General features: G+C 72.4%; 20 protein-coding genes and 1 tRNA gene. 11 read left to right on the top strand and 10 right to left on the bottom strand.

All coding sequences use genetic code 11. From position 1 onward, the window contains the following. Positions 1-33: 33 nt before the first annotated feature. Together ACFYR0_RS13475 and ACFYR0_RS13470 are read right to left on the bottom strand one after the other, a co-directional pair. The gene (locus ACFYR0_RS13475; RefSeq protein WP_389325974.1) at positions 34-3891 is read right to left on the bottom strand and encodes a Pls/PosA family non-ribosomal peptide synthetase; all 3858 of its coding nucleotides are present in this window, start codon (positions 3889-3891) and stop codon (positions 34-36) included. A 269-nt stretch (positions 3892-4160) separates the two neighbouring features. Continuing rightward, positions 4161-4245, bottom strand: a tRNA-Leu gene (locus ACFYR0_RS13470). A gap of 253 nt (positions 4246-4498) precedes the next feature. Between ACFYR0_RS13470 and ACFYR0_RS13465 the strand changes: the two genes are divergently transcribed. The 3 genes from ACFYR0_RS13465 to ACFYR0_RS13455 all read left to right on the top strand — a co-directional run bounded on the left by ACFYR0_RS13465 (position 4499) and on the right by ACFYR0_RS13455 (position 7103). After that, entirely contained in the window at positions 4499-5824 is a 1326-nt protein-coding gene (locus ACFYR0_RS13465) for a M20/M25/M40 family metallo-hydrolase (protein WP_389325971.1), read from the top strand. 157 nt (positions 5825-5981) lie between these two features. Further along, positions 5982-6215: a chaplin ChpH gene (gene chpH / locus ACFYR0_RS13460; protein ID WP_386377253.1), complete on the top strand. Its 234-nt coding sequence runs from the start codon at positions 5982-5984 to the stop codon at positions 6213-6215. A 111-nt stretch (positions 6216-6326) separates the two neighbouring features. After that, entirely contained in the window at positions 6327-7103 is a 777-nt protein-coding gene (locus ACFYR0_RS13455) for a chaplin (protein ID WP_389325968.1), read from the top strand. Positions 7104-7165: 62 nt separating this feature from the next. Here ACFYR0_RS13455 and ACFYR0_RS13450 read toward each other — a convergent pair whose 3' ends face one another. Continuing rightward, positions 7166-7354, bottom strand: coding sequence for a DUF5703 family protein (locus ACFYR0_RS13450; RefSeq protein ID WP_386377056.1), 189 nt, complete (start codon positions 7352-7354; stop codon positions 7166-7168). Positions 7355-7401: 47 nt separating this feature from the next. Here ACFYR0_RS13450 and ACFYR0_RS13445 point away from each other — a divergent pair, with 47 nt between their 5' ends. Next, entirely contained in the window at positions 7402-8169 is a 768-nt protein-coding gene (locus tag ACFYR0_RS13445; protein ID WP_389325965.1) for a hypothetical protein, read from the top strand. Between the two features lie 161 nt (positions 8170-8330). On the opposite strand, the gene ACFYR0_RS13440 is transcribed toward ACFYR0_RS13445, so the two are convergent. After that, positions 8331-10661, bottom strand: a complete 2331-nt coding sequence (locus ACFYR0_RS13440) for a helix-hairpin-helix domain-containing protein (RefSeq protein WP_389325962.1) — start codon at positions 10659-10661, stop codon at positions 8331-8333. Next, the gene (locus ACFYR0_RS13435; RefSeq protein WP_389325959.1) at positions 10658-11644 is read right to left on the bottom strand and encodes an aldo/keto reductase; all 987 of its coding nucleotides are present in this window, start codon (positions 11642-11644) and stop codon (positions 10658-10660) included. The genes ACFYR0_RS13440 and ACFYR0_RS13435 overlap by 4 nt, the downstream gene beginning before the upstream one ends. A gap of 185 nt (positions 11645-11829) precedes the next feature. Between ACFYR0_RS13435 and ACFYR0_RS13430 the strand changes: the two genes are divergently transcribed. Together ACFYR0_RS13430 and ACFYR0_RS13425 are read left to right on the top strand one after the other, a co-directional pair. Then, complete coding sequence (locus tag ACFYR0_RS13430; RefSeq protein ID WP_389325957.1) at positions 11830-12885, top strand: LLM class F420-dependent oxidoreductase; 1056 nt, start codon at positions 11830-11832, stop codon at positions 12883-12885. A gap of 215 nt (positions 12886-13100) precedes the next feature. After that, positions 13101-13889: a ferritin-like domain-containing protein gene (locus ACFYR0_RS13425; RefSeq protein WP_386377063.1), complete on the top strand. Its 789-nt coding sequence runs from the start codon at positions 13101-13103 to the stop codon at positions 13887-13889. A gap of 7 nt (positions 13890-13896) precedes the next feature. Here ACFYR0_RS13425 and corA read toward each other — a convergent pair whose 3' ends face one another. Then, on the bottom strand, positions 13897-14892 hold the full coding sequence (gene corA, locus ACFYR0_RS13420) for a magnesium/cobalt transporter CorA (RefSeq protein ID WP_389325953.1): 996 nt from the start codon (positions 14890-14892) through the stop codon (positions 13897-13899). Between the two features lie 62 nt (positions 14893-14954). Here corA and ACFYR0_RS13415 point away from each other — a divergent pair, with 62 nt between their 5' ends. The 5 genes from ACFYR0_RS13415 (at position 14955) to ACFYR0_RS13395 (ending at position 19566) form a co-directional block, all read left to right on the top strand. Next, positions 14955-15641, top strand: a complete 687-nt coding sequence (locus ACFYR0_RS13415) for a histidine phosphatase family protein (protein WP_389325950.1) — start codon at positions 14955-14957, stop codon at positions 15639-15641. 71 nt (positions 15642-15712) lie between these two features. Then, positions 15713-16303, top strand: coding sequence for a DUF3090 domain-containing protein (locus tag ACFYR0_RS13410; RefSeq protein WP_389325947.1), 591 nt, complete (start codon positions 15713-15715; stop codon positions 16301-16303). Next, on the top strand, positions 16267-17094 hold the full coding sequence (locus ACFYR0_RS13405) for an SCO1664 family protein (RefSeq protein WP_389325944.1): 828 nt from the start codon (positions 16267-16269) through the stop codon (positions 17092-17094). Before ACFYR0_RS13410 ends, ACFYR0_RS13405 begins: the two co-directional genes overlap by 37 nt. Before the next feature lie 93 nt (positions 17095-17187). Then, the gene (mshC, locus tag ACFYR0_RS13400) at positions 17188-18417 is read left to right on the top strand and encodes a cysteine--1-D-myo-inosityl 2-amino-2-deoxy-alpha-D-glucopyranoside ligase (protein ID WP_389325941.1); all 1230 of its coding nucleotides are present in this window, start codon (positions 17188-17190) and stop codon (positions 18415-18417) included. Between the two features lie 189 nt (positions 18418-18606). Next, a complete protein-coding gene (locus ACFYR0_RS13395) occupies positions 18607-19566 on the top strand; it encodes an SMP-30/gluconolactonase/LRE family protein (RefSeq protein WP_389325938.1) in 960 nt (319 codons plus the stop codon). A 45-nt stretch (positions 19567-19611) separates the two neighbouring features. On the opposite strand, the gene ACFYR0_RS13390 is transcribed toward ACFYR0_RS13395, so the two are convergent. The 4 genes from ACFYR0_RS13390 to ACFYR0_RS13375 form a co-directional block, all read right to left on the bottom strand. Further along, a complete protein-coding gene (locus tag ACFYR0_RS13390; RefSeq protein ID WP_389325935.1) occupies positions 19612-20583 on the bottom strand; it encodes a PAC2 family protein in 972 nt (323 codons plus the stop codon). A gap of 263 nt (positions 20584-20846) precedes the next feature. Further along, positions 20847-22463, bottom strand: coding sequence for an FAD-dependent oxidoreductase (locus ACFYR0_RS13385; RefSeq protein ID WP_389325932.1), 1617 nt, complete (start codon positions 22461-22463; stop codon positions 20847-20849). A gap of 8 nt (positions 22464-22471) precedes the next feature. Next, positions 22472-24007 (bottom strand): glycerol kinase GlpK, encoded by a 1536-nt coding sequence (gene glpK, locus ACFYR0_RS13380; protein WP_389326278.1) that lies wholly within the window; start codon positions 24005-24007, stop codon positions 22472-22474. A gap of 138 nt (positions 24008-24145) precedes the next feature. Next, a complete protein-coding gene (locus ACFYR0_RS13375) occupies positions 24146-24940 on the bottom strand; it encodes an MIP/aquaporin family protein (protein WP_389325929.1) in 795 nt (264 codons plus the stop codon). Positions 24941-25413 lie beyond the last annotated feature (473 nt).

Raw genomic sequence — 25413 nt, 5'->3', positions numbered from 1 at the left:
GTCCATCGTCCCCGTGCGCGGCGCAGGCCGCACCTACCGACGCCATGACTCGATCGGATTGCCCAGCCAGCGGGTGTCGTCGGGAACCGACTCCGCCGCCATCATCAGCGACGCCGGACCCAGCGTGGCACGGGCGCCGACCGTGGAGCCGGGCAGGACGATCCCGCCGGGACCCAGCGTCGCGCCCGCACGGAGGACCACAGTATCCGTCCGCAAGATCCGGTCGTGGAAGAGGTGCGTCTGGAGCACACAGCCCCGATTGACCGTCGCACCGTCGCCCAGGGTCACCAGATCCGTCTCGGGCAGCCAGTAGCTCTCCAGCCACACACCCCGCCCGATCCGCGCGCCCAGCCCCCGCAGCCACACCGTCAGCACCGGCGTCCCCGGCACCGCCCCGGCCAGCCACGGCACCGCCAGCACCTCGACGAACGTGTCCGCCAGCTCGTTGCGCCACACGAACCCGCACCACAGCGGATGCTCACCCGCGCGGTGCCGGCCCACCAGCAGCCACTTGGCCACCACCGACACCAGTCCCGCCGCCGCACCCGCGCCCAGCAGCACCAGCCCCGACAGCAGCGGCGCCCACGGCCCCAGCGCGCACAGCGCGGCCACCGTCAGCACGGCCAGCCCCGCCGAGCAGAACACCGGCAGCAGCCGGCACAGCTCCACCAGCCCCCGCGCCCAGCGCAGCCGCGCCGGCGGCTCGTACGTCCGGCTCCGGTCACCCGCGTCCGCGCTGCGCGGCAGCTTCACCGGCGGCAGCCCCAGATACGACGTGCCCCGCTTCGCCTTCTTCGGCGTCGCCGACAGCACGCCCACCAGACCGCCCTCCGGCACACTGCGGCCCGGCGCGGTCATCCCCGAGTTGCCCAGGAACGCCCGCCGCCCGATCTCCGCCCGCCCGATCCGCATCCAGCCACGCCCCAGCTCGTACGGCGCGGTCAGCGTGTCGTCCGCCAGGAACGCGCCCTCGCCGACCGTGGTCAGACTCGGCAGCGCCAGCACGGTCGACACCTCCGCGCCCCGCCCGATCCGCATCCCCAGCAGCCGCAGCCACACCGGCGTGACCAGCCCGGCGTACAGCGGGAACAGCGTCTCGCGCGCCCGGTCCATCAACTGCGTGACCGTCCACGCCTGCCAGCCGACCCTGCTGTGCGTCGGATGCACGCCCTCGCGCAGCCCCAGACTCAGCAGCCGCACCCCCACCAGGATCAGCAGGGCGTACGTCACCCCGTACGCCAGCGTCGCCGGGACCAGCGCCAGGGCGGCGCCCCGCAGCGGCTCCCCGGACGTCACGAACAGGCTCGCCACCGCCAGCGCCACCGCACCCGACAGCACCGGCAGCAGACCCAGCGCCAGCCCCGACACCCCGTACGCGGCCCGCCAGACCGGGCCCCGCGCCGGGCGCTCCTCGGGCCAGTTCCGCTTGGCCTTGCCCAGCTTCACCGCGGGCGCGCCCGCCCAGCGCTGCCCGGTCGGGATCACCCCGTCGACCGCGGAACCCGGCGCCACCTCGGCCCGCTTGCCCACCCGGGCGCCCGGGAACAGCAGACTGCGCGTACCGACCGTGGCGTGCGCGCCCACCTTCACCGCGCCGATCACCAGCCGGTCCCCGTCCAGCCAGTGACCGGACAGATCCACCTCCGACTCCACCGCCGCGCCCCGGCCCAGCTTGAGCAGCCCGGTGACCGGCGGCAGCGAGTGCAGATCCACGTCCTGCCCGATCCGCGCGCCCAGCGCCCGCGCGTACCGCAGCAGCCACGTCCCGGTCAGCGAGGTCGCCCCGCTGAACTCGGCCAGCCGCTCCGCCGCCCACAGCCGCAGATGCACCGACCCGCCGCGCCGGTAGCGGCCCGGACGCACCCCGCGCAGCAGCAGCCGCGCCCCGCCCGCGGCGATCGCCAGCCGCCCCGGCGGGCTGAACAGCACCAAAGCCAGCGGCCCCAGCAGCCACCACGACGCCGTCGGCAGGAACCCGTAGGCGGGCAGCAGGTTCCCCGCCGCGGCCAGCGGCACCCACCAGCGCAGCCCGAGCAGCGTGAACAGCGGCAGCAGCACCAGCAGCTGCACGGCCTGCGCACGCCGGGTCACCGGCGCCACCTCACGGCCCTCACGGTCGTCCTGCGCGGACTCCTCCAGCCGCCGCGCCAGTTTGCGCAGCACCGGCTGCTGATAGACGTCCAGCACGGCCGCGCCCGGGAAACGGGTACGCAGCCGCGTCACCAGCTGAGCCGCGCCCAGGCTGCTGCCGCCCAGCGCGAAGAAGTCGTCCCGGGCACCGCCCACCGGGATGCCGAGGACCTCGGTCCACTGCCCGGCCAGCCACGCCTCGGTGCCGTACAGCTCCTCGCCGGCCCGGCCACCGGCCTCCAGGCCCTCCAGCGGCCACGGCAGCGCGGCCCGGTCCACCTTGCCCGACGTCCGGGTCGGCAGATCCGCCACCGGCGCCAGCAGCGGCACCAGCGCGGCAGGCAGCGCCGCCCGCAGCCGCTCCACGGCCGCGGCGTGGTCCCAGCCGTCCTGCGTCACGACATACCCGACGAGCAGCTGGTTGCCGCCGCCCGCGGTCCGCACCGCCGCCGCGGCCCCGGCCACGCCCGGCAGCGCCTGGAGCGCCGCGTCCACCTCGCCCAGTTCGATCCGCCGGCCGCCCAGCTTGATCTGCTCGTCCGCGCGCCCGAGGAAGACGAGTCCCTCCGGCTCGGCCCTGACCAGGTCACCGCTTCTGTACGCGCGCTCCCAGCCCAGCGAGGCGAGCGGCGCGTACTTCTCCGCGTCCTTCCCGGCGTCCAGATACCGGGCGAGCCCGACCCCGCCGATCACCAGCTGACCGCTGTCGCCCATCGCCACCGGCTGCCCGGCCTCGTCGACGACCGCCAGCTCGTAGCCGTTCAGCGGCAGCCCGATCCGTACCTGACCCACGCCGCTCATCAGCGACGCGCACGCCACCACGGTCGCCTCGGTCGGCCCGTAGGTGTTCCAGACCTCACGGCCCTCGGTCACCAGCCGCTGCGCCAGCTCGGGCGGGCACGCCTCCCCGCCGAAGATCAGCAGCCGTACGTCGTCCAGCGTCTCCGGCTCCCACAGCGCGGCCAGGGTGGGCACCGTGGAGACGACGGTGATGTCCTGCTCGGCGAGCCAGGGCCCGAGGTCGGCGCCGCCGCGCACCCGCGAGCGCGGCACCGGCACCAGGCACGCCCCGTACCGCCAGGCCAGCCACATCTCCTCGCAGGAGGCGTCGAAGGCCACGGACAGCCCGGCCATCACCCGGTCGCCGGGTCCGATCGGCTCCTCGGCCAGGAAGAGGGCGGCCTCCGCGTCGACGAACGCGGCCGCGTTCTCGTGCGTGACGGCGACGCCCTTGGGCTTGCCGGTGGAGCCGGAGGTGAAGATGATCCACGCGTCGTGCGCGACGGTGGGCCGCGCGGCGGGCACCCCGGAGCGGCCGTGCACGGTCAGCTCGTGCCCGGCCCCGATCACGGCCCGGACCTCCGCCTCCCCGAACACCAGCTCGGCCCGCTCGTCAGGGTCCTCGGCGTCCACCGGGACATAGGCGGCACCCGCGGCCAGCACGGCCAGGATCGCCACGTACAGATCGTTCGTCCCGGACGGCACCCGCACGCCCACCCGGTCGCCGAGACCGACACCCGCCGCGCCGAGGGAACGCCGCAGCCGCTCGACCTCCGCGGCCAGCGCCCGGTACGTCAGCCGTGTCCGGCCGTCGTCCAGCGCGAGCTCGTCCGGAAAGGAGCGCACGGAGGCGTCGAGGATGTCGACGAGGGTGCGGGGAGAGGCCGCCGGGCCTCCGGAGAAGCGTGCCTTGTCACCGAAGCGTTCGCGGATCTCTACGTCGAGCAGATCGAGAGCGCTGCTCTCGTGAGTGGCTGCCATCGGTCCTCGCGTCTCGTTCCCGGAAGCCTCCGGGGCGCTGGCGGGCCCGCAGGTCTGCCTGGGGTTGTCCGGCTCCAGCAACGTAACAAGCCGGAAATTTTAGTACGAAGCTAAGTTGAACGAGGGGTGAAGACCACCGGGCGGGACCGTCCGGGCGACGAGGGCGTGCGGTTGTCAGGGCCCTGACCTGCTGGCCCGTCACGCAACGAGAGATGCCCCACACAACGCGTGAGGGCCGTGACCAAAGGTCACGGCCCTCATCGCCGAAGTGTCCGAGGGGGGACTTGAACCCCCACGCCCGATAAAGGGCACTAGCACCTCAAGCTAGCGCGTCTGCCATTCCGCCACCCGGACAAGGTGTGTGCCGTGCGGGGTTTCCCCCGCGGCGACGTCGTAAACATTACCAGGCTTTCCGGGGTGGCCGATCACAGGTGCGGGAGCGCGCACCCACGGCCCGTCCGCCGCCCTCCCGCCCGCCGGACGCCGTCTCCCACGACGGCCCCCACGGCGTGAACGGAGCGTGTCGGGCCGGCACCGGTCTTGGGGCACGGGCGGCGGAGAGAGAGGATGAGGGGGACCACCAGCAGCGACAGCGAGAGGATCCAGCGTGAGCCAGACGGGCAAGGCCGGCGGCGTCACAGGCGAGGACGAGGTCGTCGACCTCTGCCGCGAGCTGATCCGGATCGACACCAGCAACTACGGCGACCACTCCGGCCCCGGCGAGCGCAAGGCGGCCGAGTACGTCGCGGAGAAACTCGCGGAGGTGGGCCTCGAACCGCGCATCGTCGAGTCGCACCCGGGCCGCGCCTCCACGGTCGCCCGCATCGAGGGCGAGGACCCCTCCCGGCCGGCCCTGCTCATCCACGGCCACACCGACGTCGTCCCCGCCAACGCCGCCGACTGGACCCACCACCCCTTCTCCGGCGAGATCGCCGAAGGCTGCGTCTGGGGCCGCGGCGCCGTCGACATGAAGGACATGGACGCGATGACCCTCGCGGTCGTCCGCGACCGGCTGCGCAGCGGCCGCAAGCCCCCGCGCGACATCGTCCTCGCCTTCCTCGCCGACGAGGAGGCCGGCGGCACCTACGGCGCCCGCCACCTCGTCGACAAGCACCCCGACCTGTTCGAGGGCGTCACCGAGGCGATCGGAGAGGTCGGCGGCTTCTCCTTCACCGTCAACGAGAAGCTGCGCCTCTACCTCGTCGAGACCGCCCAGAAGGGCATGCACTGGATGCGGCTCACCGTGGACGGCACCGCCGGACACGGCTCGATGACCAACGACGACAACGCCATCACCGAACTCTGCGAGGCCGTCGGCCGGCTCGGCCGGCACAAGTGGCCCGTCCGCGTCACCAAGACCGTGCGGTCCTTCCTCGACGAGCTCTCCGACGCCCTCGGCACCGAACTCGACCCCGAGAACATGGACGAGACCCTCGCCAAGCTCGGCGGGATCGCCAAGATGGTCGGCGCCACCCTGCGCAACTCGGCCGCCCCCACCATGCTCGGCGCCGGCTACAAGGTCAACGTCATCCCCGGCCAGGCCACCGCCCATGTCGACGGCCGCTTCCTGCCCGGCTACGAGGAGGAGTTCCTCGCCGACCTCGACCGCATCCTCGGCCCGCGTGTCAGGCGCGAGGACGTGCACGGCGACAAGGCCCTGGAGACCGACTTCGACGGCCGGCTCGTCGACGCCATGCAGACCGCCCTCAGCGCCGAGGACCCCATCGCCCGCGCCGTGCCCTACATGCTGTCCGGCGGCACCGACGCCAAGTCCTTCGACGACCTCGGCATCCGCTGCTTCGGCTTCGCGCCGCTCCAGCTGCCGCCGGAGCTGGACTTCGCCGGAATGTTCCACGGAGTGGACGAGCGGGTGCCCGTGGAGGGCCTGAAGTTCGGCGTACGCGTGCTCGACCGGTTCCTCGACGCGTCCTGATCAACCGCCCGGGAAACGGCACTCGGGTATTCGGCCGCATGTGCAGAGATGACCGGGAAGGGTGAATGCGCTCATAGGGTCGTAGCCCTAATCACGCCCCCTCGTTACTGGTGATGCGATCCGCGGCTTGGGATCGCTTTGCCAACAAGGAGGAATGATGATCAAGAAGGTCGTCGCTGCTGCGGCTGCCACTGGTGGGCTGGTTCTCGCGGGTGCGGGCCTCGCCGTCGCCGACTCGGGTGCCCAGGGTGCCGCCGCGCACTCCCCGGGTGTCGCGTCCGGCAACGTCGTTCAGGTCCCGGTCCACATCCCCGTGAACGTCTGCGGCAACACGATCTCGGTGATCGGGCTGCTGAACCCCGCCTTCGGCAACACCTGCGTCAACCAGTGACGTCCACCCGCTGAGGGGCGTCCACCCCGTCGGCCCCGGAGCGCCCTTCCCGCGCTCCGGGGCCGTCCGGTCTTTTCCGCGGCTTTTGCATGAAAGGCAGGGAATCAGTACATGCGACAGGTCACCCGCAAGGGCCTCATGACCATGGCGGCGGCGACCGGTGTGATCGCCGCCGCCGGCGCATCCGCCGCGCACGCCGGCTCCGGCGCGAGCGGCACCGCGTCCAACTCGCCGGGCGTGCTGTCCGGCAACTCCGTCCAGGCGCCGGTGCACGCCCCGGTGAACGTCTGCGGCAACACCGTCGACGTCGTCGGAGCGCTCAACCCGGCGATGGGCAACTCGTGCGCGAACCACAGCGGTTCGCAGGGCGGCCAGGGCGGCGGCAGCCACGCGGACGGCGGTCACCAGGGCGGCCACGGCCACTCCGGCGGCTCCGGCGCGCACGGCGGCACCAGCCACTCGCCCGGCGTCGGCTCCGGCAACAACGTCCAGGCACCCGTCGACGCCCCCGTGAACCTCTGCGGCAACAGCGTCGACATCATCGGCATCGCCAACCCCGCCATGGGCAACGAGTGCTCCTCCGACGACGGCTACGGCACGCCCCCCGACGACGGCTACGGCACGCCGCCCTCCCCGCCCGAGGACCGCAACATCCCGCCGTCCCCGCCGACCGGCCACCCTCCGACGACCCCGGGTGAGCACCCGCCCACCCCCGGTCACCGCACCCCCGAGGCCGCACCGCCCCCGGGCCACTCGGTACCGCAGCCGCACGGCGGTCAGCTCGCCGCCACCGGCGCCGAGCTGCCCATGGGCGCCGCCGCGGCCATCGGGTTCTCGGCCGTGCTCGGCGGCGCCGTCCTCTACCGCAGGAAGCGCGTAGCGGCGTAACACACCTCACAGACGGATCGGGCCCCGCAGCTGCGGGGCCCGATCCGTTTCCGCCGATTTTCTCACCAGGTGGCGCGCACCTGGCGGATGATCCGCCGCCGCAACCGCACCCTGCGGCTGCCGTCACGCATCAGGCTCAGGCGGTCCAACTCCCAGTGTCCGTACTCCGCATGGTCGGTCAGCAGACGTGCCGCGTCCTTGCGGGAGACCCCGCGCGGCACGTACACGTCGACGAATTCGTATTCCGGCATCGCATCTATTGTGCGGGCTGGGGTCCGGTACGGATAGCGTCTGCACTATGTCTGATGCTGCGCAGCCCACCGCTGCCGAGGTACGCGCCGCCGCCGAGGCGGTCAAGACCGCGCTCGACCGCCACCTGGCCGCGGTCGAACGCCGGTCGGGGGACGAGGACCCGGCCGTCTACGAGGCGTTCAACCAGCTGGCCGCGGCCGCCGAGGTCTACGACGAGCTGCTCTACGACCGCTACGACGAGGTCACGCCCTTCGAGATCCCCGGTGCCGACTCCGCGCAGTCCTACACGGGGCCCGAGGAGCCGAACGCGATCAGCGTGCTGATCCGCCGCGACTACGCGGTGGTGGAGCCGCAGCGGCTGCTGGCCCAGGCCGAGCGGGTCGAGGCCGCGGACTACGACGACGGCGCGGACGCCGCCGCCACCGTCCCCGGCGCGCTCACCGTCCTCTTCGGCGAGTACGAGCCGGACGAGATCGCCAGCCGCCACAAGGAGTTCGGCCTGGAGGAGGGCGACTCCACGCTGTGGCTGATCGCCTCCGACGAGCCGGCCGAGCCGGGCGAGTGGCTGGAGGCACCGTTCGACCACGTCGACCCCGAGCAGGTGATCTGCCGCTTCGACGTCAGCGCGGTCTTCGACGAGGAGGACGAGGAAGGCGGCGAGGACGGCGAGCTCGACGACGAGGAGGACATCACGGACGGTGAGGACGCCGAGGACGTCGATGACCCGGAGGAGGACGAGATCGACGAGGCCGGGGACTACGAGTTCGAGGCCCGCGGCGCGGACGAGCTGGAGCGGCTGGAAGCGGACCGCTGAGGCGGGGCCGGGGTGACGGTGACGTCTGACGGCGTGGTGATGTGACGGCGGCGGCCGCGGGGCGTGGACCCCCCGCGGCCGCCGCCGTCGTCGTCCTCAAGAGGCCGGGTGAATCTCCGGAGCCCCGTTGACGGCCCTCCCGGACGCCTCTCCCGGACGCCTCAGCCCTGGTCCGCCGCCCGGGGCGTGAGCAGAGCCGCCAGACGGGTCGTGCGGGGCTTCGCGGGGAGCTCCGCGACCGCGCGCGGCAGGGCCTGCTCCACGCCCTGGACCACGGACAGATGGCGGTCGGCCCGGCCGAACGCCGTGTACACCCAGGGCCGGCTGAGCGCCTGGACCGCGTCGCCCGGCAGCACCACGACGGCCGCGGGCCAGCGGCCGCCGACGGCCTGGTGCGCGGTGAGCGCCCACCCGTGCCGCACGGCCCCCTCGACCCGGTCCCTGGGGACGACGACCGCCTCGCCCGCGCAGGACAGGTGCAGCCCGTCCGCGTCGGCGTTCACCACATGCCCGGGCAGGGTGCGGCCGGGGGCGGGGGAGTAGGCGATCCGGTCGCCGGGGTCGAAGCCGCCGAACCGGCCGGGGCCGGGGTTGAGCCGCTCCTTGAGGGCCGCGTTGAGCGCACGGGTGCCCGCCGCGCCGCCGTGACCCGGGGTGATCACGACCGTCTGCTCGGCGGACACGCCGAATGCCCGGGGCACGGAGTCGGCGACCAGCTGCACGGTGCGGTGCACGGCCTCGCCCGCGTCCCGCACGGGCACGATGACGATCTCCTTGCCGGGAGCCTCGACCTGGTTCAGCTCGCCGATGCCGATGCCGGACACCAGCTCGCCGAGCGGCCCCGGGTCGGGCCGGCGTGAGGCGACCTGGGGGCGGACGCGCGCGCCGAGCAGATCGGCGAAGACCCGCCCCGGGCCCGCGGACCACAGCACACCGGGGTCACCGCTCAGCACCAGCCGCGCCCCGTCCGGCAGCGACTCGGCGATCAGGGCCGCGGTCTCGACGTCCAGCTGAGGCGCGTCGAGCACGACGAGGAGGTCGAGGTCCAGCGCCCCGTCGGTGTCGCGGCCCGGGCCCTCGGCGCCGGACAGCAGCCCGGCCAGGGTGGCGACACCGGCTCCGGCCGCGTCGAGGGCGCCCGGCAGCTCGCCGAAACGACCGCGCCCGAGCGGGCTGTGGGCCGCGGCCCAGGCGCGCAGGCCGAGGCCCCGGGCCGCGCCGAGCAGAGCCGCCGGTTCGGCGAGGGAGGCGTCGCCGCCGGTGTGCAGGACCAGTCCGTGGCCGGCGACCGCGCGGATCAGCTCGGCGACGGAACCCTGGACGGAGGCCGCGGCCCGCTCCCAGTCCTCGGCCGAACCGTCCTGCTGGGGCGCGGAGTTGATCAGCCGGGACAGTCCGTCGGCGAGGCTCTCCTCCGCGAGCGCGTACCGCTCGAGGCCGACCAGCACCCGGACCGGGCGGCTGTCCTCGCCGTCCTGGTCGCCGTCCTCGCGGCGGTCCTCGTCGGCGGCCTCTGCCCGGCGGCCGGCGGCCGGGGCGGCCCCGGGTTCGTCGAGGGCGTCCTGGAAGGCCAGGGCGTCGCCCTCCGCGAGGGCGTTCTGCACGGCCGTGTCCGGGTCGGGGACACCCCGCTGGGCCAGGGCCGCGGTGAGCGCGGGCAGCTCCAGGGCGGTGTGCCCGGCCAGGGCGGCCTGTTCGAGCAGCCAGCCGGTGACGGCCCGGCCGCGCCGCTCGTCGTCCGGCCCGCACTCCGCGCCGAGCAGGGCGCGCGCGAACCCGTCGGCCTGCTCGGGACGCACCCCGGCCACCCGCAGCAACTGCCAGGGGTCCTCGCCCAGCTCCTTCGCGGCGGCCTCCCCGAGCGCGGCCGCGACCTGGGCGGCGAGGGCCTCGGGTGCCCCGCCCCGGCTCAGCACGGCCCGTACGGCCTCGACCGTCTCCGGCGCCGGGGCGCCCGACGCGGGGCCGGGGGAGACCGGGAGCGGCTGCGGTCGTCGTACCGGCCCGGGTGTCGCCGGACGGCGGGGCGGTTCGGGTGCGGCGAACACGGTGGCCGTCGGCGTGGCCCCGCCCTCGACCGCACGCACGGCGGCGAGCAGATCGGCCGCCTTGCCGCTCAGCTTGGCCCCACTGTCGATGGGACCCCGCCGCTCGGCCCTGCGCCGCTCGATCCGCTCCCGCTCCACCCGCTGCGCGGCGAGCTCGGCCTGCGCCTCGGACACATCGGAGGCCGCGCCTTCGCCGGACGCGCCGTCACCGCCCTCGGCGACCGCACCGCCCTCATCCGCCCCGGCCCCCTCGCCGACGCCCTCCGAGTGCCCAGGGTCCTCCGTGCCCTCGGCATCCTGCGTACCCCCGGCGCCCACCGAATCCTCCGTGCCCTCCGCCGGCACTCCGGAGCCCTCCGCCGCCCCGTCCGTCTCCGCCGCCGCGGCGGACGGTGTGTCCGGCGCGGTGGTGTCCCCGGTGGTGGTCTCCGGCTCCGTGCTCACAGCGTGCTCCAGTCGTGATCGGGATAGCGGTGCACGGGCGCCGACACGTCGTCGAGCGCCCGGCAGATCTCGTCAGGAAGACTAAGGGCCTCCACTGACAATGCCGCCGTGAGCTGCTGCGCGTTGCGCGCGCCGACGATCGGGGCCGCCACCCCGGGCCGGTCGCGCACCCAGGCGAGGGCCACCTGCAGAGGCGTCACGGCGAGCCCGTCCGCGGCGGTCGTCACGGCGTCCACGATCCGGCTCGCGGTGTCGTCGAGGTACGGCTCGACGAACGGGGCCAGATGCTCCGAGGCGCCCCGCGAGTCCGGCGGCAGCGCGTCTCCCCGGTACTTCCCGGTCAGCACCCCGCGCCCGAGCGGCGAGGAGGGCAGCAGCCCGATGCCCAGGTCCAGCGCGGCCGGCAGCACCTCGCGCTCGATGCCGCGCTGGAGGAGGGAGTACTCCATCTGCGTACTGGCGAGCCGGGTCCGGGTGCCGGACGCGGCCAGCTGCCAGGTCGCGGCCTTGGCGAGCTGCCACCCGCAGAAGTTGGACACCCCGGCGTACCGCGCGCGGCCGCTGCTGACCGCGAGGTCGAGCGCCTGGAGGGTCTCCTCCAGGGGGGTGGAGGCGTCGAAGGCGTGGACGTGCCAGACGTCGACGAAGTCGGTGCCCAGCCGGATCAGGGAGGCGTCGAGCGCGGCGAGCAGATGACCGCGCGAGCCGTCGAACCGGCGGTACGGGTCCGGCACGCTGCCGGCCTTGGTGGAGATCACCAGGTCCCGGCGCGGCACCAGCCCTTCCATCAGGCGCCCGAGCAGGTATTCGGCCTCGCCGTCGCCGTAGACGTCCGCCGTGTCGACCAGGGTCCCGCCGGCCTCCCAGAAGGTCTTCAAGAGGTCAGCCGCGTCGTGCTCGTCGGTGTCCCTGCCCCAGGTCAGGGTGCCGAGACCGATACGGGACACACGCAGGCCGGTGCGGCCGAGATGCCTCTGCTCCATGGACGCCGAGAGTACTGGCCAGAGCCTTCCACGTGGGGGCCTGTGGACAACGGGTTTCGATGATCGTCCCGGCACCCGCCCGCGGGGCCCCGGCATGCCGCCGCGCGTGCCCCTGCCCCCGCCCGCGCGGGTGGGCTACTGTCTCCGGAACAGGGACGTTACTGATCAGTAAAAGGGGATCTGGCATGCAGCTCGGGATCAACCTCGGCTACTGGGGTGCCGGAATGGACTCCGACAATCTCGCCGTCGCCAAGGAGGCCGACAAGCTCGGCTACGCCGTCTGCTGGGCCGCCGAGGCCTACGGCTCCGACGCCGCCACCGTGCTCACCTGGGTCGCCGCCCACACCGAGCGGATCGACGTCGGCTCGGCCATCTTCCAGATCCCCGCCCGGCAGCCCGCGATGACCGCGATGACCGCCGCCACCCTCGACTCCCTCTCCGGCGGCCGCTTCCGCCTCGGCCTCGGCGTCTCCGGCCCCCAGGTCTCCGAGGGCTGGTACGGCGTCAAGTTCGACAAGCCGCTCTCCCGCACCCGCGAGTACGTCGAGATCGTCCGCAAGGCCATGACCCGCGAGCGCCTGACCTTCGAGGGCGAGCACTGGACGCTGCCGCTGCCCGGCGGCCCCGGCAAGCCGATCAAGCTGACCGTGCACCCGGAGCGCGAGCACATCCCGCTGTACATCGCCGCGATCGGCCCGAAGAACCTGGAGCAGACCGGCGAGATCGCCGACGGCGCCCTGCTGATCTTCCCCTCCGCCGACCACATCGAGGACACCGCGATCCGCCACCTGCGCGCCGGACGCGAGAAGGCCGGCAAGACCCTCGAAGGCTTCGACGTCTGCCCCACCCTGCCCCTCGCCGTCGGCGAGGACAAGGACGTCCCGCTGCTCGCCGACTTCTTCCGCCCCTACACCGCCCTGTACGTCGGCGGCATGGGCAGCCGCAAGCAGAACTTCTACAACCACCTCGCCCAGCGCATGGGCTACGAGCAGGCGGCCGCCGAGATCCAGGACAAGTACCTGTCCGGCGACAAGCAGGGCGCCGCGGCCGCCGTACCGCACGACCTGATCGACCGCACCACGCTGCTCGGCTCCGTCGACCGCATCGCCGACCGCATGAAGGCCTACGCCGCCGCCGGGGTCACCACCCTCACCGTCACACCCGCCGGCTTCACCCTCGACGACCGGCTCACCGCCCTGCGGGCCGGCGTCGAGGCCATGGAGCGCGCGGGACTCGCGTAGGGAGAGATTTCAGCGGCCGTGGTGGGGGCTCGGGGGTCTTCCCCGCCACGGCCGTCACGCAGCACAACGCGCCGGACCACGCCCGGGTTACGCCCTCGGCGGGTCCTCCTTTTGGCGGAGTTGTCCTACACACCTGTTGCGACCACCCTGACCGCGCATTTGACTCGTTCTCCGCGGGCTTCGCGGAACCCGCGGAGAGCAGAGAGGTGCCTCAGATGCTTTCGGCCAAGAGTCTTTTCCAGGAGATCCTCGACAACGACGAATCGTTCCGGCTGTTCTGCTCCATCGCCGCCAGCGGCGAGTCGCAGGGCGGCTGGGAGAACGCCCGCATCGCCGCCCTCGTCCCGGCGAGCGAACGCGGCCTAGCCCCCAAGATCACCCGGCACGGCGCCGACGAGGACAAGCACGGCCGGATCTTCAACGCCCTGCTGAAGAAGCGCGGCCTCCAGCCCGTCGCCGTACCCCCCGAGACCGACTACACGATGCTGCTGGAACGCAACGGCATCGGTCTCGCCCACGACAAGCTCAAGCGCGACGAACCGCTCACCGTCCAGGACATCGTCACCTACCTCTCGCACAGCCGCGTCACCGAACAGCGCGCCGCCGAGCAGATGGACCTGCTGCGCAAGCACTTCGCCGACCACCCCGACATCGGCCGCGCCGTCAAGATGATCTCCGGCGACGAGGACAACCACCTCGCCTACTGCCACGAGGAACTCCTGCGCTACGCCCACGCAGGCCACGGCCGCGCCATCCAGCGCACCCTGCGCGAGTGCGCCCTCGCCGAGATCCGCGTCTACCGCGACGTCAGCCTCGCCGTCATGGACCACATGGGCCGCATCCTCGGCTGGCCGAGGGCCAAGTCGGCCGTCCTCGCCGCCGGCATCCACGCCGTCTACGCCTGGGAACGGTTCGCCGGCTGGCGCCGCATGGTCTCCCTGACGATGCCCGAACGCCGCGACGCCCTCGGCGGGCCCGCCACCACCGCCCCCGAGTTCGCCTGACCGGCCCCTACAGCCAGCCCCGCCGCTTGAACAGCCCGTACAGACCCACCTCCAGGGCGGCCATGAGCGCGATCAGCGCCGGATACGACCACACCCAGTGCAGCTCCGGCATGTGGTCGAAGTTCATGCCGTAGATCCCCGCGATCATCGTCGGGACCGCGGCCATGGCCGCCCACGCGGAGATCTTCCGCATGTCGTCGTTCTGCCGCACGCTCGTCTGCGCCAGATGCGCCGACAGGATGTCCGACACCAGCCGGTCCAGGCTCTCCACCGACTCGTTCACCCGCGTCAGATGGTCCCCCACGTCCCGGAAGTACGGCTGCGCCTTCTGATTGACGAACGGCACCGCCAGCCCGAACGGACCCGTCCCCGCCAGCTTGACCAGCGGCAGCGCCAGCGGACCCGTCGCCCGGCGGAACTCCAGCACCTGCCGCTTGAAGGTGTAGATCCGCGACGCCGTGTGCCGCGTCCCGCCCCGCTCCGGCGAGAACACCTCCGCCTCCAGCCCGCCCAGATCCGTCTGCAACTCGTCCGCGACCTCCAGATAGTGGTCGACGGTCGCGTCGGTGATCGCGTACAGCACCGCCGTAGGCCCCTTCGCCAGCATCTCCGGCTCCTCCTCCAGCCGGTGCCGGACCGCCGCCAGCGGAGAACCCTCGCCGTGCCGCACGGTGACCACGAAGCAGTCGCCGAGGAAGACCATGACCTCGCCGGAAGTGACCGTGTCGCTGTCCGGCTCGTACACGACCGGCTTCAGCACCAGGAACAGCGAGTCGTCGTACACCTCCAGCTTCGGCCGCTGATGCGCCGACAGGGCGTCCTCGACCGCCAGCGGATGCAGTGCGAACTCCTCCGTGACCAGGTCGAACTCCCGCTCCGTCGGCTCGTGCAGCCCGATCCAGATGAACCCGCCCGCCGCCCGCGCCTCGGCCAGCGCGTCGGACAGGTCCTCGGGGGCCTTCGTCCGCCTCCCGTGCCGGTAAATCGCGCAGTCCACGATCACGGAGCGAATTCTCCTCCCCGGCGCCCGCCGCCGCACCCCCCGCTACGCCTACGCTGGGCCGCATGCCCACGCTGCTCCTGGTCCGGCACGGACGCTCCACCGCCAACACCGCGGGACTCCTCGCCGGCTGGACGCCCGGCGTCGCCCTCGACGAACGCGGACTCGCCCAGGCCGCCGCCCTGCCGGCCCGCCTCGCCGAACTCCCCCTCCACGAGATCGTCACCAGCCCCCTGCAACGCTGCCAGGAGACGATCCAGCCCCTCCTCACCGCACGCGGCGGCCGCACCGCCCACACCGACGACCGCATCGGCGAATGCCACTACGGCGACTGGTCCGGCCGCAAGCTCGCCGAACTCAAGGACGAACCCCTCATGGACGTCGTCCAGTCCCACCCCACCGCCGCCGCCTTCCCCGGCGGGGAGTCGATGCGCGCCATGCAGCACCGCGCCGCCGAAGCCGTACGCGAGTGGAACGCGCGCGTGGAGCGCGACCACGGCCCCGACGCCGTCTACCTCATGTGCTCGCACGGCGACATCATCAAGTCGCTCGTCGCCGACGCACTCGGACTTCATCTCGACCTCTTCCAACGGATCTCTGTCGAACCGTGTTCCATCACCGCGATCCGTTACACCCGGCTCAGGCCGTTTCTCGTGCGCCTCGGGGACACCGGCGACCTCGCCTCCCTCGCGCCGCGCGAGGAACCCCCGAGCGACCAGGCCACCGTCGGGGGCGGCGCGGGCGCACCGTGATCGTCGGCCGCAGTAGGGTGAAGCGGTCGCAGTAGCACCCCGCCCGCCCACCACGATCCTTGGAGCTGGACGTGTCCCGTCAGGTGTTCCTCTACGACCCCCCGGACCGCTTCGTGGCCGGCACGGTCGGACTGCCAGGGCGCCGTACGTTCTTCCTCCAGGCCACCGCCGGCTCCCGGGTGACCAGCGTGGCCCTGGAGAAGACCCAGGTCGCCGCGCTCGCCGAACGCATGGACGAACTGCTCGACGAGGTCGTACGCCGCAGCGGGGGCAGCGCCTCCGTCCCCGCCATGGCCCCCACCGAGATCTCCGACACCGACCCGCTGGACACCCCCATCGAGGAGGAGTTCCGCGTCGGCACCATGGCCCTCGCCTGGGACGGCGAGGAACAGCGCATGATCGTCGAGGCGCAGGCCCTGGTCGAGCTCGAGGCCGACACCGACGAGGACCTCGCCGAGGCCGAGGAGAGACTCCTCCAGGACGAGGAGAACGGCCCCCCGATGCTCCGGGTACGCCTCACCGGAACACAGGCCCGCGCCTTCGCCAAGCGCGCCCTCGACGTAGTCAACGCCGGCCGGCCGCCCTGCCCGTTGTGCAGCCTGCCGCTCGACCCGGAAGGACACGTATGTCCGCGCCAGAACGGATACCGCCGCGGAGCATGACACCGGCGGACCTGCTCGCCGAGGGCGAGCTGACCGTGCGCGGACGCCTGCGCGAGGCCTCCAACGCGGCCCTGTACTGCACGCTCACCCACGACGGCGGGGAAGCCGCCTGCGTCTACAAACCCGTCGCCGGGGAACGCCCCCTGTGGGATTTCCCCGACGGCACCCTCGCCCAGCGCGAGCTCGCCGCCTACGAGGTCTCCGAGGCCACCGGCTGGCACCTGGTCCCGCCCACCGTCCTGCGCGACGGCCCCTACGGCCGGGGCATGGTCCAGCTCTGGATCGAGGCACCCGAAGGCGCCACCGCCCCCGAACTGCTCGCCCTGGTCGACGGCGAGGAACCGGGACCCGGCTGGAAGGCCATCGGCCTCGCCGACGTCGGCGAGGACCGCACCGCCCTGCTCGTGCACGCCGACGACGAACGGCTGCGCCGCCTCGCCGTCCTCGACGCCGTGATCAACAACGCTGACCGCAAGGGCGGCCACCTCCTCCCCACCGGCGACGGCCACCTCTACGGCATCGACCACGGCGTCTCCTTCCACGCCGAGAACAAGCTGCGCACCCTGCTGTGGGGCTGGGCCGGCGAGCCCCTCACCGAGGAGGCCGTCACCGTCCTGAAAGGGCTCGAGAAGGCCCTCACGCCCGACGGACCCCTCACCCTGCGCCTCACCCCCCTGATCACCCCCGCCGAGATCGACGCCACCCGCGCGCGGGTCGACGCCCTCCTGGCCTCCGGAAAGCACCCCGAGCCCACGGGGGAGTGGCCGGCCATACCGTGGCCGCCGGTGTGAGCACACGGCGCGGCCCGGGACAAGACCGCCTTCCCGGCCAACCTGGCGTCATCCGGTTCGTATCCGGAACTCCAGTCCGGTTAGGCTCAGGACATGCATGCCTGGCCCGCTTCCGAGGTCCCCGCCCTGCCTGGTCAGGGCCGCGACCTGAGGATCCACGACACCGCGACCGGTGAGCTCGTCACCCTGGAGCCCGGTCCCGTCGCCCGCATCTACGTCTGCGGCATCACGCCGTACGACGCCACCCACATGGGGCACGCGGCGACCTACAACGCGTTCGACCTCGTCCAGCGGGTCTGGCTGGACACCAAGCGGCAGGTCCACTACGTCCAGAACGTCACCGACGTCGACGACCCGCTCCTCGAGCGGGCCCTGCGCGACGACGTCGACTGGGTCGCCCTCGCCGAGAAGGAGACGGCCCTCTTCCGCGAGGACATGACCGCCCTGCGGATGCTGCCGCCGCGGCACTACATAGGCGCGGTGGAGGCCATACCCGGCATCGTCCCCCTGGTCGAACGCCTGCGTGACATGGGCGCCGCCTACGAGCTCGACGGCGACATCTACTTCTCCGTCGAGGCCGACCCCCACTTCGGGCAGGTCTCCCACCTCGACGCCGCCGCCATGCGGCTGCTGTCCGCCGAGCGCGGCGGCGACCCCGACCGCCCCGGCAAGAAGAACCCGCTCGACCCGATGCTGTGGATGACCGCCCGCGAGGGCGAGCCCAGCTGGGACGGCGCCTCCCTCGGCCGCGGCCGCCCCGGCTGGCACATCGAGTGCGTCGCCATCGCCCTCGACCACCTCGGCATGGGCTTCGACGTCCAGGGCGGCGGCTCCGACCTCGCCTTCCCGCACCACGAGATGGGCGCCTCCCACGCCCAGGTGCTCACCGGCGAGTTCCCCATGGCCAAGGCCTACGTCCACGCCGGCATGGTCGCCCTGCACGGCGAGAAGATGTCCAAGTCCAAGGGCAACCTCGTCTTCGTCTCGGCCCTGCGCCGCGAGGGCGTCGACCCGGCCGCCATCCGGCTCAGCCTCCTCGCCCACCACTACCGCGCCGACTGGGAGTGGACCGACCAGGTCCTCCAGGACGCCGTCGACCGCCTCGGCCGCTGGCGCGCCGCCGTCTCCCGGCCCGACGGCCCCGCCGCCGACGCCCTCGTCGAGAAGATCCGCGACGCCCTCGCGAACGACCTCGACGCCCCGGCCGCGCTCGCCGCCGTCGACCGCTGGGTCGCCCTCCAGGAAGAGCGCGGCGGCACCGACATCGGCGCGCCCGGCGTCGTCTCCCGCGCGGTGGACGCCCTGCTGGGCGTGGCCCTGTAGGCACCCCGGTACCGAGAACGAGAACAGGGGCGCTTCCTCCCGTCCGGGGGAAGCGCCCCTCTTCCTTTCCCCTGTCCCTTCCCCCGAACGCTGTCGGGGGCGGCGGCCCGGCGGCCGCTGTGATGGAGTGGGCGGGTAGTCGACCGTCAGACCGGACAACTGCCGGTCCCTCTCGCGGAAGGACGACCCGTGGCCGTCACACACGGTTCCTTCGCACAACGTCACCTCAGCCGCCGCGGACTCCTCACCGCGGGCGCCGCCGCGGCGGGAGCCGTCGTCGTCGGCACCCCCGCCCAGGCCGCCCCCTGGCCGACCGTCGTCCCCCTGCCCGACGGCTTCCGCCCCGAGGGCATCACCATCGCCGGCCGCCACGCCTACCTCGGCTCCCTCGGCGACGGCTCCATCTACCGCGCCGACCTGCGCACCGGCCGGGGCGGGATCATCGCGCCAGGCCCAGGCACGTCGGCGGTCGGCCTGAAGATCGACGGCAGGGGCCGGCTCTTCGTCTGCGGCCGCGGCCAGGGCGCACGGGTCGTCGACACGCGCACCGGCGAGACCGTCGCCGCCTACGCACTGGCCGACCGGACACCGACCTTCGTCAACGACGTGTACCTCACCCGGCGCGCCGCCTGGTTCAGCGACTCCTACCAGCCCACCCTGTACGTCCTGCCGCTCGGCCCGGCGGGCGCGCTGCCGGACGCGGACGACGTCGTCCGGCTCCCCTTGAGCGGCGACTGGCGGCAGACACCCGGCGAGGTCGTCAACGCCAACGGCGTCACCAGCACCCCGGACGGTTCCGCGCTGCTGGTCGTCCAGGCCGGGGTGGGCGTCCTGCACCGCGTCGACCCGCGCACCGGCGTCACCCGGCTGGTGGACCTCGGGAACGCGGCCCCCCTCACCAACGGCGACGGTCTGCTGCGCATCGGCCGCACCCTCTACGTCGTGCAGAACCGGCAGAACGCGATCGACGTGTTCACCCTCGCCCCCGACGGCGGCAGCGGCGTCTTCCGGCGCCGTATCACCGACCCCCGCTTCGACGTGCCGTCCACCGTGGCCGCCCACGGGGGCCGCCTCTATCTGCCCAACGCCCGCTTCACCACCCCGCCGACGCCCGGGACGACGTACGACGTGATCGCCGTGCCCGACTGACACGCACGAGGGGGCGGTGCGCAGTGCACCGCCCCCTCCTGGACGTCACTCCTCCGCCGTGTCCCCGTCGTCCGTACCGGGCTTCGGCGGCTTCGGCGGCCGGGTCCGCTCACCGGAGCTGTCCCGGCGGTAGGGCGAGCCCTCACCGTCCGTGGCGTGACCGCCCGGCGAGCCGCCGCCGTCCCGGCGCCGCAGATACCGCTCGAACTCCCGGGCGATCGCCTCGCCCGACGCCTCCGGCAGATCCGCGGTGTCCCGCGCCTCCTCCAGCGTCTGCACGTACTCGGCGACCTCGCTGTCCTCGGCGGCCAGCTGGTCCACCCCCGTCTGCCAGGCGCGCGCGTCCTCGGGCAGCTCGCCCAGCGGGATACGCACGTCGATCAGGTCCTCCAGACGGTTCAGCAGCGCCAGCGTCGCCTTCGGGTTCGGCGGCTGCGACACGTAGTGCGGCACCGCCGCCCACAGCGACACCGCGGGCACCCCCGCGTGCGTGCACGCCTCCTGGAGCACACCCACGATGCCCGTCGGGCCCTCGTACTTGGTCTCCTCCAGATCCATCCGGCGGGCCAGGTCCGGGTCGGACGTGGTGCCGCTGATCGGGACGGGACGGGTGTGCGGGGTGTCGCCGAGCAGGGCGCCCAGGATCACCACCAGCTCCACGCCGAGTTCGTGCGCGAAGCCGAGCAGTTCGTTGCAGAACGAGCGCCACCGCATGGACGGTTCGATGCCGCGCACCAGCACCAGGTCACGCGGTTTGTCACCGCCGACCCGCACGACCGACAACCTTGTCGTCGGCCAAGTGATCTTGCGCACACCGGCGTCCATGAACACCGTGGGGCGGTTCACCTGGAAGTCGTAGTAGTCCTCGGCGTCCAGCGCCGCGAACACCTCGCCCTTCCACTCCCGTTCCAGATGCGCGACCGCGGCGGAGGCCGCGTCGCCGGCGTCGTTCCAGCCCTCGAACGCGGCCACCATGACTGGGTCGATCAGCTCGGGAACTCCCTCCAGCTCGATCACCCAGCGCCTCCTTCCGACGTGCCCTCGCTTGACGTCCCAACCTTACGGCGTTCGGCGGGGGCGCCCGCAGCCCCCTTGCACGGGGGAGTGAACGGATCACTGCCCCGTTCACCACCCCCGGACACCCCGGAACGATCACAGGATCCCCCTCGCGCCCCACCCCGCGCACACCGCCGCACAACGGCGAGGAGGCGGCTCCGTGCGGGGAGCCGCCTCCTTCCTTGCGTAGGACCGTCCAGCCGTCGGACCCTCTTCGTCCGGCCCTACTTCTTGTCGAGCAGGTCCTGGACCCCGCCACGCACCTCGTCCGTGGCAAGGCCCCGGATGGTCAGCGTGGTGCGGCGACGCAGCACGTCGTCCGCGGTCTCTGCCCACTCGTGGTCACGGGCCCAGACGACCTGCGCCCAGATCTCCGGCGCGTCCGGGTGGACACGCGCGGCCAGCTCGGGATTCTCGTTCGCGATACGGGCGATGTCGAAGGCCAGCGAACCGTAGTGCGTGGCCAGATGACGGGCGGTGTCCGCCCCCATCCGCGGGCCCGGCGCCGGACGGTCCGTCAGCAGCCGGTGGGCCACCGCCCGCGGGTTGGCGACACCCGGCAGCGGCAGCTTCTTCGGCAGCGAGGAGATCGGCTCGAAGTCCTCGCCCAGCGGACGGCCCGGCAGAGTCTCCAGCTTCTGCATGACCGTACGGCCGATGTGACGGAACGTCGTCCACTTGCCGCCCGCGATGGACAGCATCCCGCCCCGGCCCTCGGTCACCACCGTCTCGCGCTTGGCCTTCGCGGTGTCACCGGGCCCGCCAGGAAGCACCCGGAGACCCGCGAAGGAGTAGGTGATCAGATCACGGTCGAGCTGCTGGTCGCGGATGGAGAACGCGGCCTCGTCCAGGATCTGGGCTATGTCCTTGTCGTTGACCGCGACCTCGCCCGGGTCGCCCTCGTACTCCTCGTCGGTCGTGCCGAGCAGCAGCATGTCCTCCCAGGGGAGGGCGAAGGTGATGCGGTACTTGTCGATCGGCGTGGCCAGCGCGGCCTTCCACGGCGCGGTGCGCTTCAGGACCAGATGCGCGCCCTTCGACAGACGGATCGACGGCGCGGCATTCGGGTCCTCCATGCGACGCAGGTGGTCGACCCACGGGCCGGTCGCGTTCAGCACCAGCCGCGCGCCGACGCCGAACTCGTCGCCGGACAGCCGGTCCCTGAGCTCCGCGCCGGTCACCCGGCCCTTGGTGAAGCGCAGGCCGGTGACCTCGGCGTGGTTGAGCACGACCGCGCCCGCGTCAACGGCCGCGCGGACCGTCATCAGCGCCATGCGCGAGTCGTTCATCTGGTCGTCGCCGTACACCGCGACGGCCTTGAGGTTCTCGGTACGCAGCTCCGGCACGTCCTGCGCCGCCTTCGCGGGGGACAGGAGGTGACCGACGCCGTCACCGAACGCGGAGAGCGCGGAGTAGGCGAAGACGCCCGCCCCGAGCTTCGCGGCGCCGTGCGGCCCGCCCTTGTACACGGGGAGGTAGAACGTGAGCGGGTTCGCCAGGTGAGGTGCCACCTGACGGGAGACCGCACGGCGCTCGAAGTGGTTCTCCGCCACCAGCTTCACCGCGCCGGTCTGCAGGTAGCGCAGACCGCCGTGGAGAAGCTTGGAGGAGGCGGAGGAGGTGGCGCCGGCGAAGTCGCCGGCGTCGACCAGAGCCACCCTGAGGCCGGACTGCGCGGCGTGCCAGGCGGTGGAGATGCCCAGGATGCCGCCGCCGATGACGAGAAGGTCGTACGACGCCTTGGAGAGTTGCTCCCGGGTCTCGGCGCGGCTCGGGCGGGAGCCGGAGGCCGGGCGCGTTCCCAGGGCAGGCACGGACTGCAGGGTGGACTGCGTGGTCATGGGGTTTCTTACTCCTCGTCCTCGATCCAGCCCATGGTCCGCTCGACGGCCTTGAGCCAGGTCTTGTACTCACGGTCGCGGGAATCCGCGTCCATGCGGGGGGTCCACTCGGCGGCCCGGCGCCAGTTGGCGCGCAGGTCGTCGGTGCTGGTCCAGAAGCCGACGGCGAGACCGGCGGCGTAGGCGGCGCCGAGGCAGGTGGTCTCGGCGACCATGGGGCGCACCACGGGGGCGTCCAGGAAGTCCGAGAGCGTCTGCATCAGCAGGTTGTTGGAGGTCATGCCGCCGTCGACCTTGAGGGCCGCGAGCTCGACGCCCGAGTCCTTGGTCATGGCGTCGGTGATCTCACGGGTCTGCCAGGCGGTGGCCTCCAGGACGGCACGCGCCAGGTGCGCCTTGGTGACGTACCGGGTCAGACCGGCGATGACACCGCGGGCGTCGGAGCGCCAGTGCGGGGCGAACAGGCCGGAGAAGGCCGGCACGAAGTACGCGCCGCCGTTGTCCTCCACCGAGAGCGCGAGCGTCTCGATCTCGGCGGCCGTGGAGATCAGGCCCATCTGGTCGCGCATCCACTGCACCAGCGAGCCGGTGACGGCGATCGAGCCCTCCAGGGCGTAGACCGGGGCCTCGTCGCCGATCCGGTAGCCGACGGTGGTCAGCAGGCCGGAGTAGGAGTTGATGATCTTCTCGCCGGTGTTCATCAGCATGAACGTGCCGGTGCCGTAGGTGGACTTGGCCTCGCCCTCGGCGAAACAGGTCTGGCCGAACAGGGCCGCCTGCTGGTCGCCCAGCGCGGAGGCGACCGGGATGCCGCCGAGCAGGTCGCCCAGCTTGCCGCCGGTGATCTCGCCGTAGACCTCGGCGGAGGAGCGGATCTCCGGCAGCATCGCCAGCGGCACGCCGATCGACTCGGCGATCTTCTCGTCCCATGCCAGCGTGTGCAGGTTCATCAGCATGGTGCGGGAGGCGTTGGTGACGTCGGTGTAGTGCTTGCCGCCGTCGACACCGCCGGTCAGGTTCCAGATGACCCAGGTGTCCATGGTGCCGAAGAGGATGTCCCCGGCCTCGGCGCGCTCGCGCAGGCCCTCGACGTTGTCCAGCAGCCAGCGGGCCTTCGGACCGGCGAAGTAGGAGGCCAGCGGCAGACCGGTCTCGCGGCGGAAGCGGTCCTGGCCGACGTTGCGGCCCAGATCCTTGCAGAGGGCGTCGGTGCGGGTGTCCTGCCAGACGATGGCGTTGTGGACGGGCTCACCGGTGTTCTTGTCCCACAGCACGGTGGTCTCGCGCTGGTTGGTGATACCGATGGCCTTGATGTCGTCGCGGGTGATGCCAGCCTTCTCGATGGCTCCGGCGACGACCTCCTGGACGTTGGTCCAGATCTCGGTGGCGTCGTGCTCGACCCAGCCCGGCTTCGGGAAGATCTGCTCGTGCTCCTTCTGGTCGACGGAGACGATACGGCCGTCCCGGTCGAAGACGATGCAGCGGCTGGAGGTCGTGCCCTGGTCGATGGCGGCGATGAACGGGCCTTGCCCGTGGGAAGCGATGCCGGCGTGTGCGTCGGTCACTGTGTACTCCTGGGAGTCCTTGGATACGGGGCTGTACGTACGGCGCGTGCTGTCGAGCTCGAGGTGCTTGTTCTCGAATGTGCTTGTCGAAGAAGCCTGGCTCTCGCAGCGGCCCTCTTAGGCGAAGGCGACGTTGTAGATGCCTGCGGCGATCGCAGCGCCGATCAGCGGACCGACGACGGGGATCCAGGCGTAGCCCCAGTCCGAGCCGCCCTTGTTGGGCAGGGGAAGCAGGGCGTGCACGATGCGCGGACCGAGGTCACGGGCCGGGTTGATCGCGTAGCCGGTCGGGCCGCCCAGCGACAGACCGATACCGACGACCACCAGGGCGACGATCAGAGCGCCGAGGACGCCGAGGCCGTTGCCGTTGTCGTTCAGGCCCTGCGTGAGGATGGCGAGCACCAGCACGATCGTGCCGATGATCTCGGTGGCGAGGTTCTGCACCACGTTCCGGATCTCGGGACCGGTGGAGAACACGCCCAGGACCGGGCCCGCGCCCTTCTCCTGGGCCTCGACGGCCTTGGTGGCCGTGGCCTGAGCCCCGGGACCGCCGACGATCTCCTTGTCGGTCAGGTGCGCCTGGAACTGGCCGTAGTAGGCGACCCAGACCAGGGTGGCACCGATCATGGCGCCGAGGAGCTGGCCGCCGAAGTAGGTGGCGACGTTGTCCCAGACGTTGTCCTTGATCGCGAGTGCGAGCGTGACCGCCGGGTTGAGGTGCGCTCCGGAGAGCGGCGCCGAGGTGTAGACCGCCGTCAGGACGGCGAAGCCCCACCCGAAGGTGATGGCGAGCCAGCCGGCGTTACGGGCCTTGGAGGCCTTCAGCGTCACGGCGGCGCACACGCCACCGCCGAGCAGGATGAGTATGGCGGTACCGATGGTCTCGCCGATGAAGATGTCGGAGCTGGACACCCGCGACTCCTTTGTCCTTCGTCCAGGGAAGCAGCACCCCGAGTCCCTTCGGGAGTTGCTGCGCCCTCGGGGGTGAGAGCTGTGCAGTGCCGGTCCCTTGGCGTTGTCACACCTTAGCGCGTATTGCCGGTAGGTGTTCGACAATGCCGACCGATGGACGGGAGTCTTGTCCGGCGCCACACCTGCGTCAAGGGTTCCGTTATCGAAAACTCGATCGTTATTGATCGACTGGACTTATCGATCTTGTGTTGGTGTCTGGGTGGGTTCGGGCTCTATGCCCGATCTGAGCCGGATTTCAGGGTAGGCCGAAGGCCGGTGTCCCGTATCGGAGCACCGGTGGCAGGGGTTGTCGCAAAGGGCGTTCCGGAGGGGGCCGCAGGGGCCGTGACCGGCCTCGGGTGCGGACCGGGTGGCCCGGGGCGGGGGTCATGTGTCCGCGCGCCGCTCAAGGGCCGCCGGTGCCGTTCGGCACC

Source organism: Streptomyces sp. NPDC005017 (genome assembly GCF_042873115.1).
GTDB lineage: Bacteria > Actinomycetota > Actinomycetes > Streptomycetales > Streptomycetaceae > Streptomyces.
Note: the sequence above shows the minus strand (reverse complement) of the source record. Positions and strands in the feature narration are given on the sequence as shown.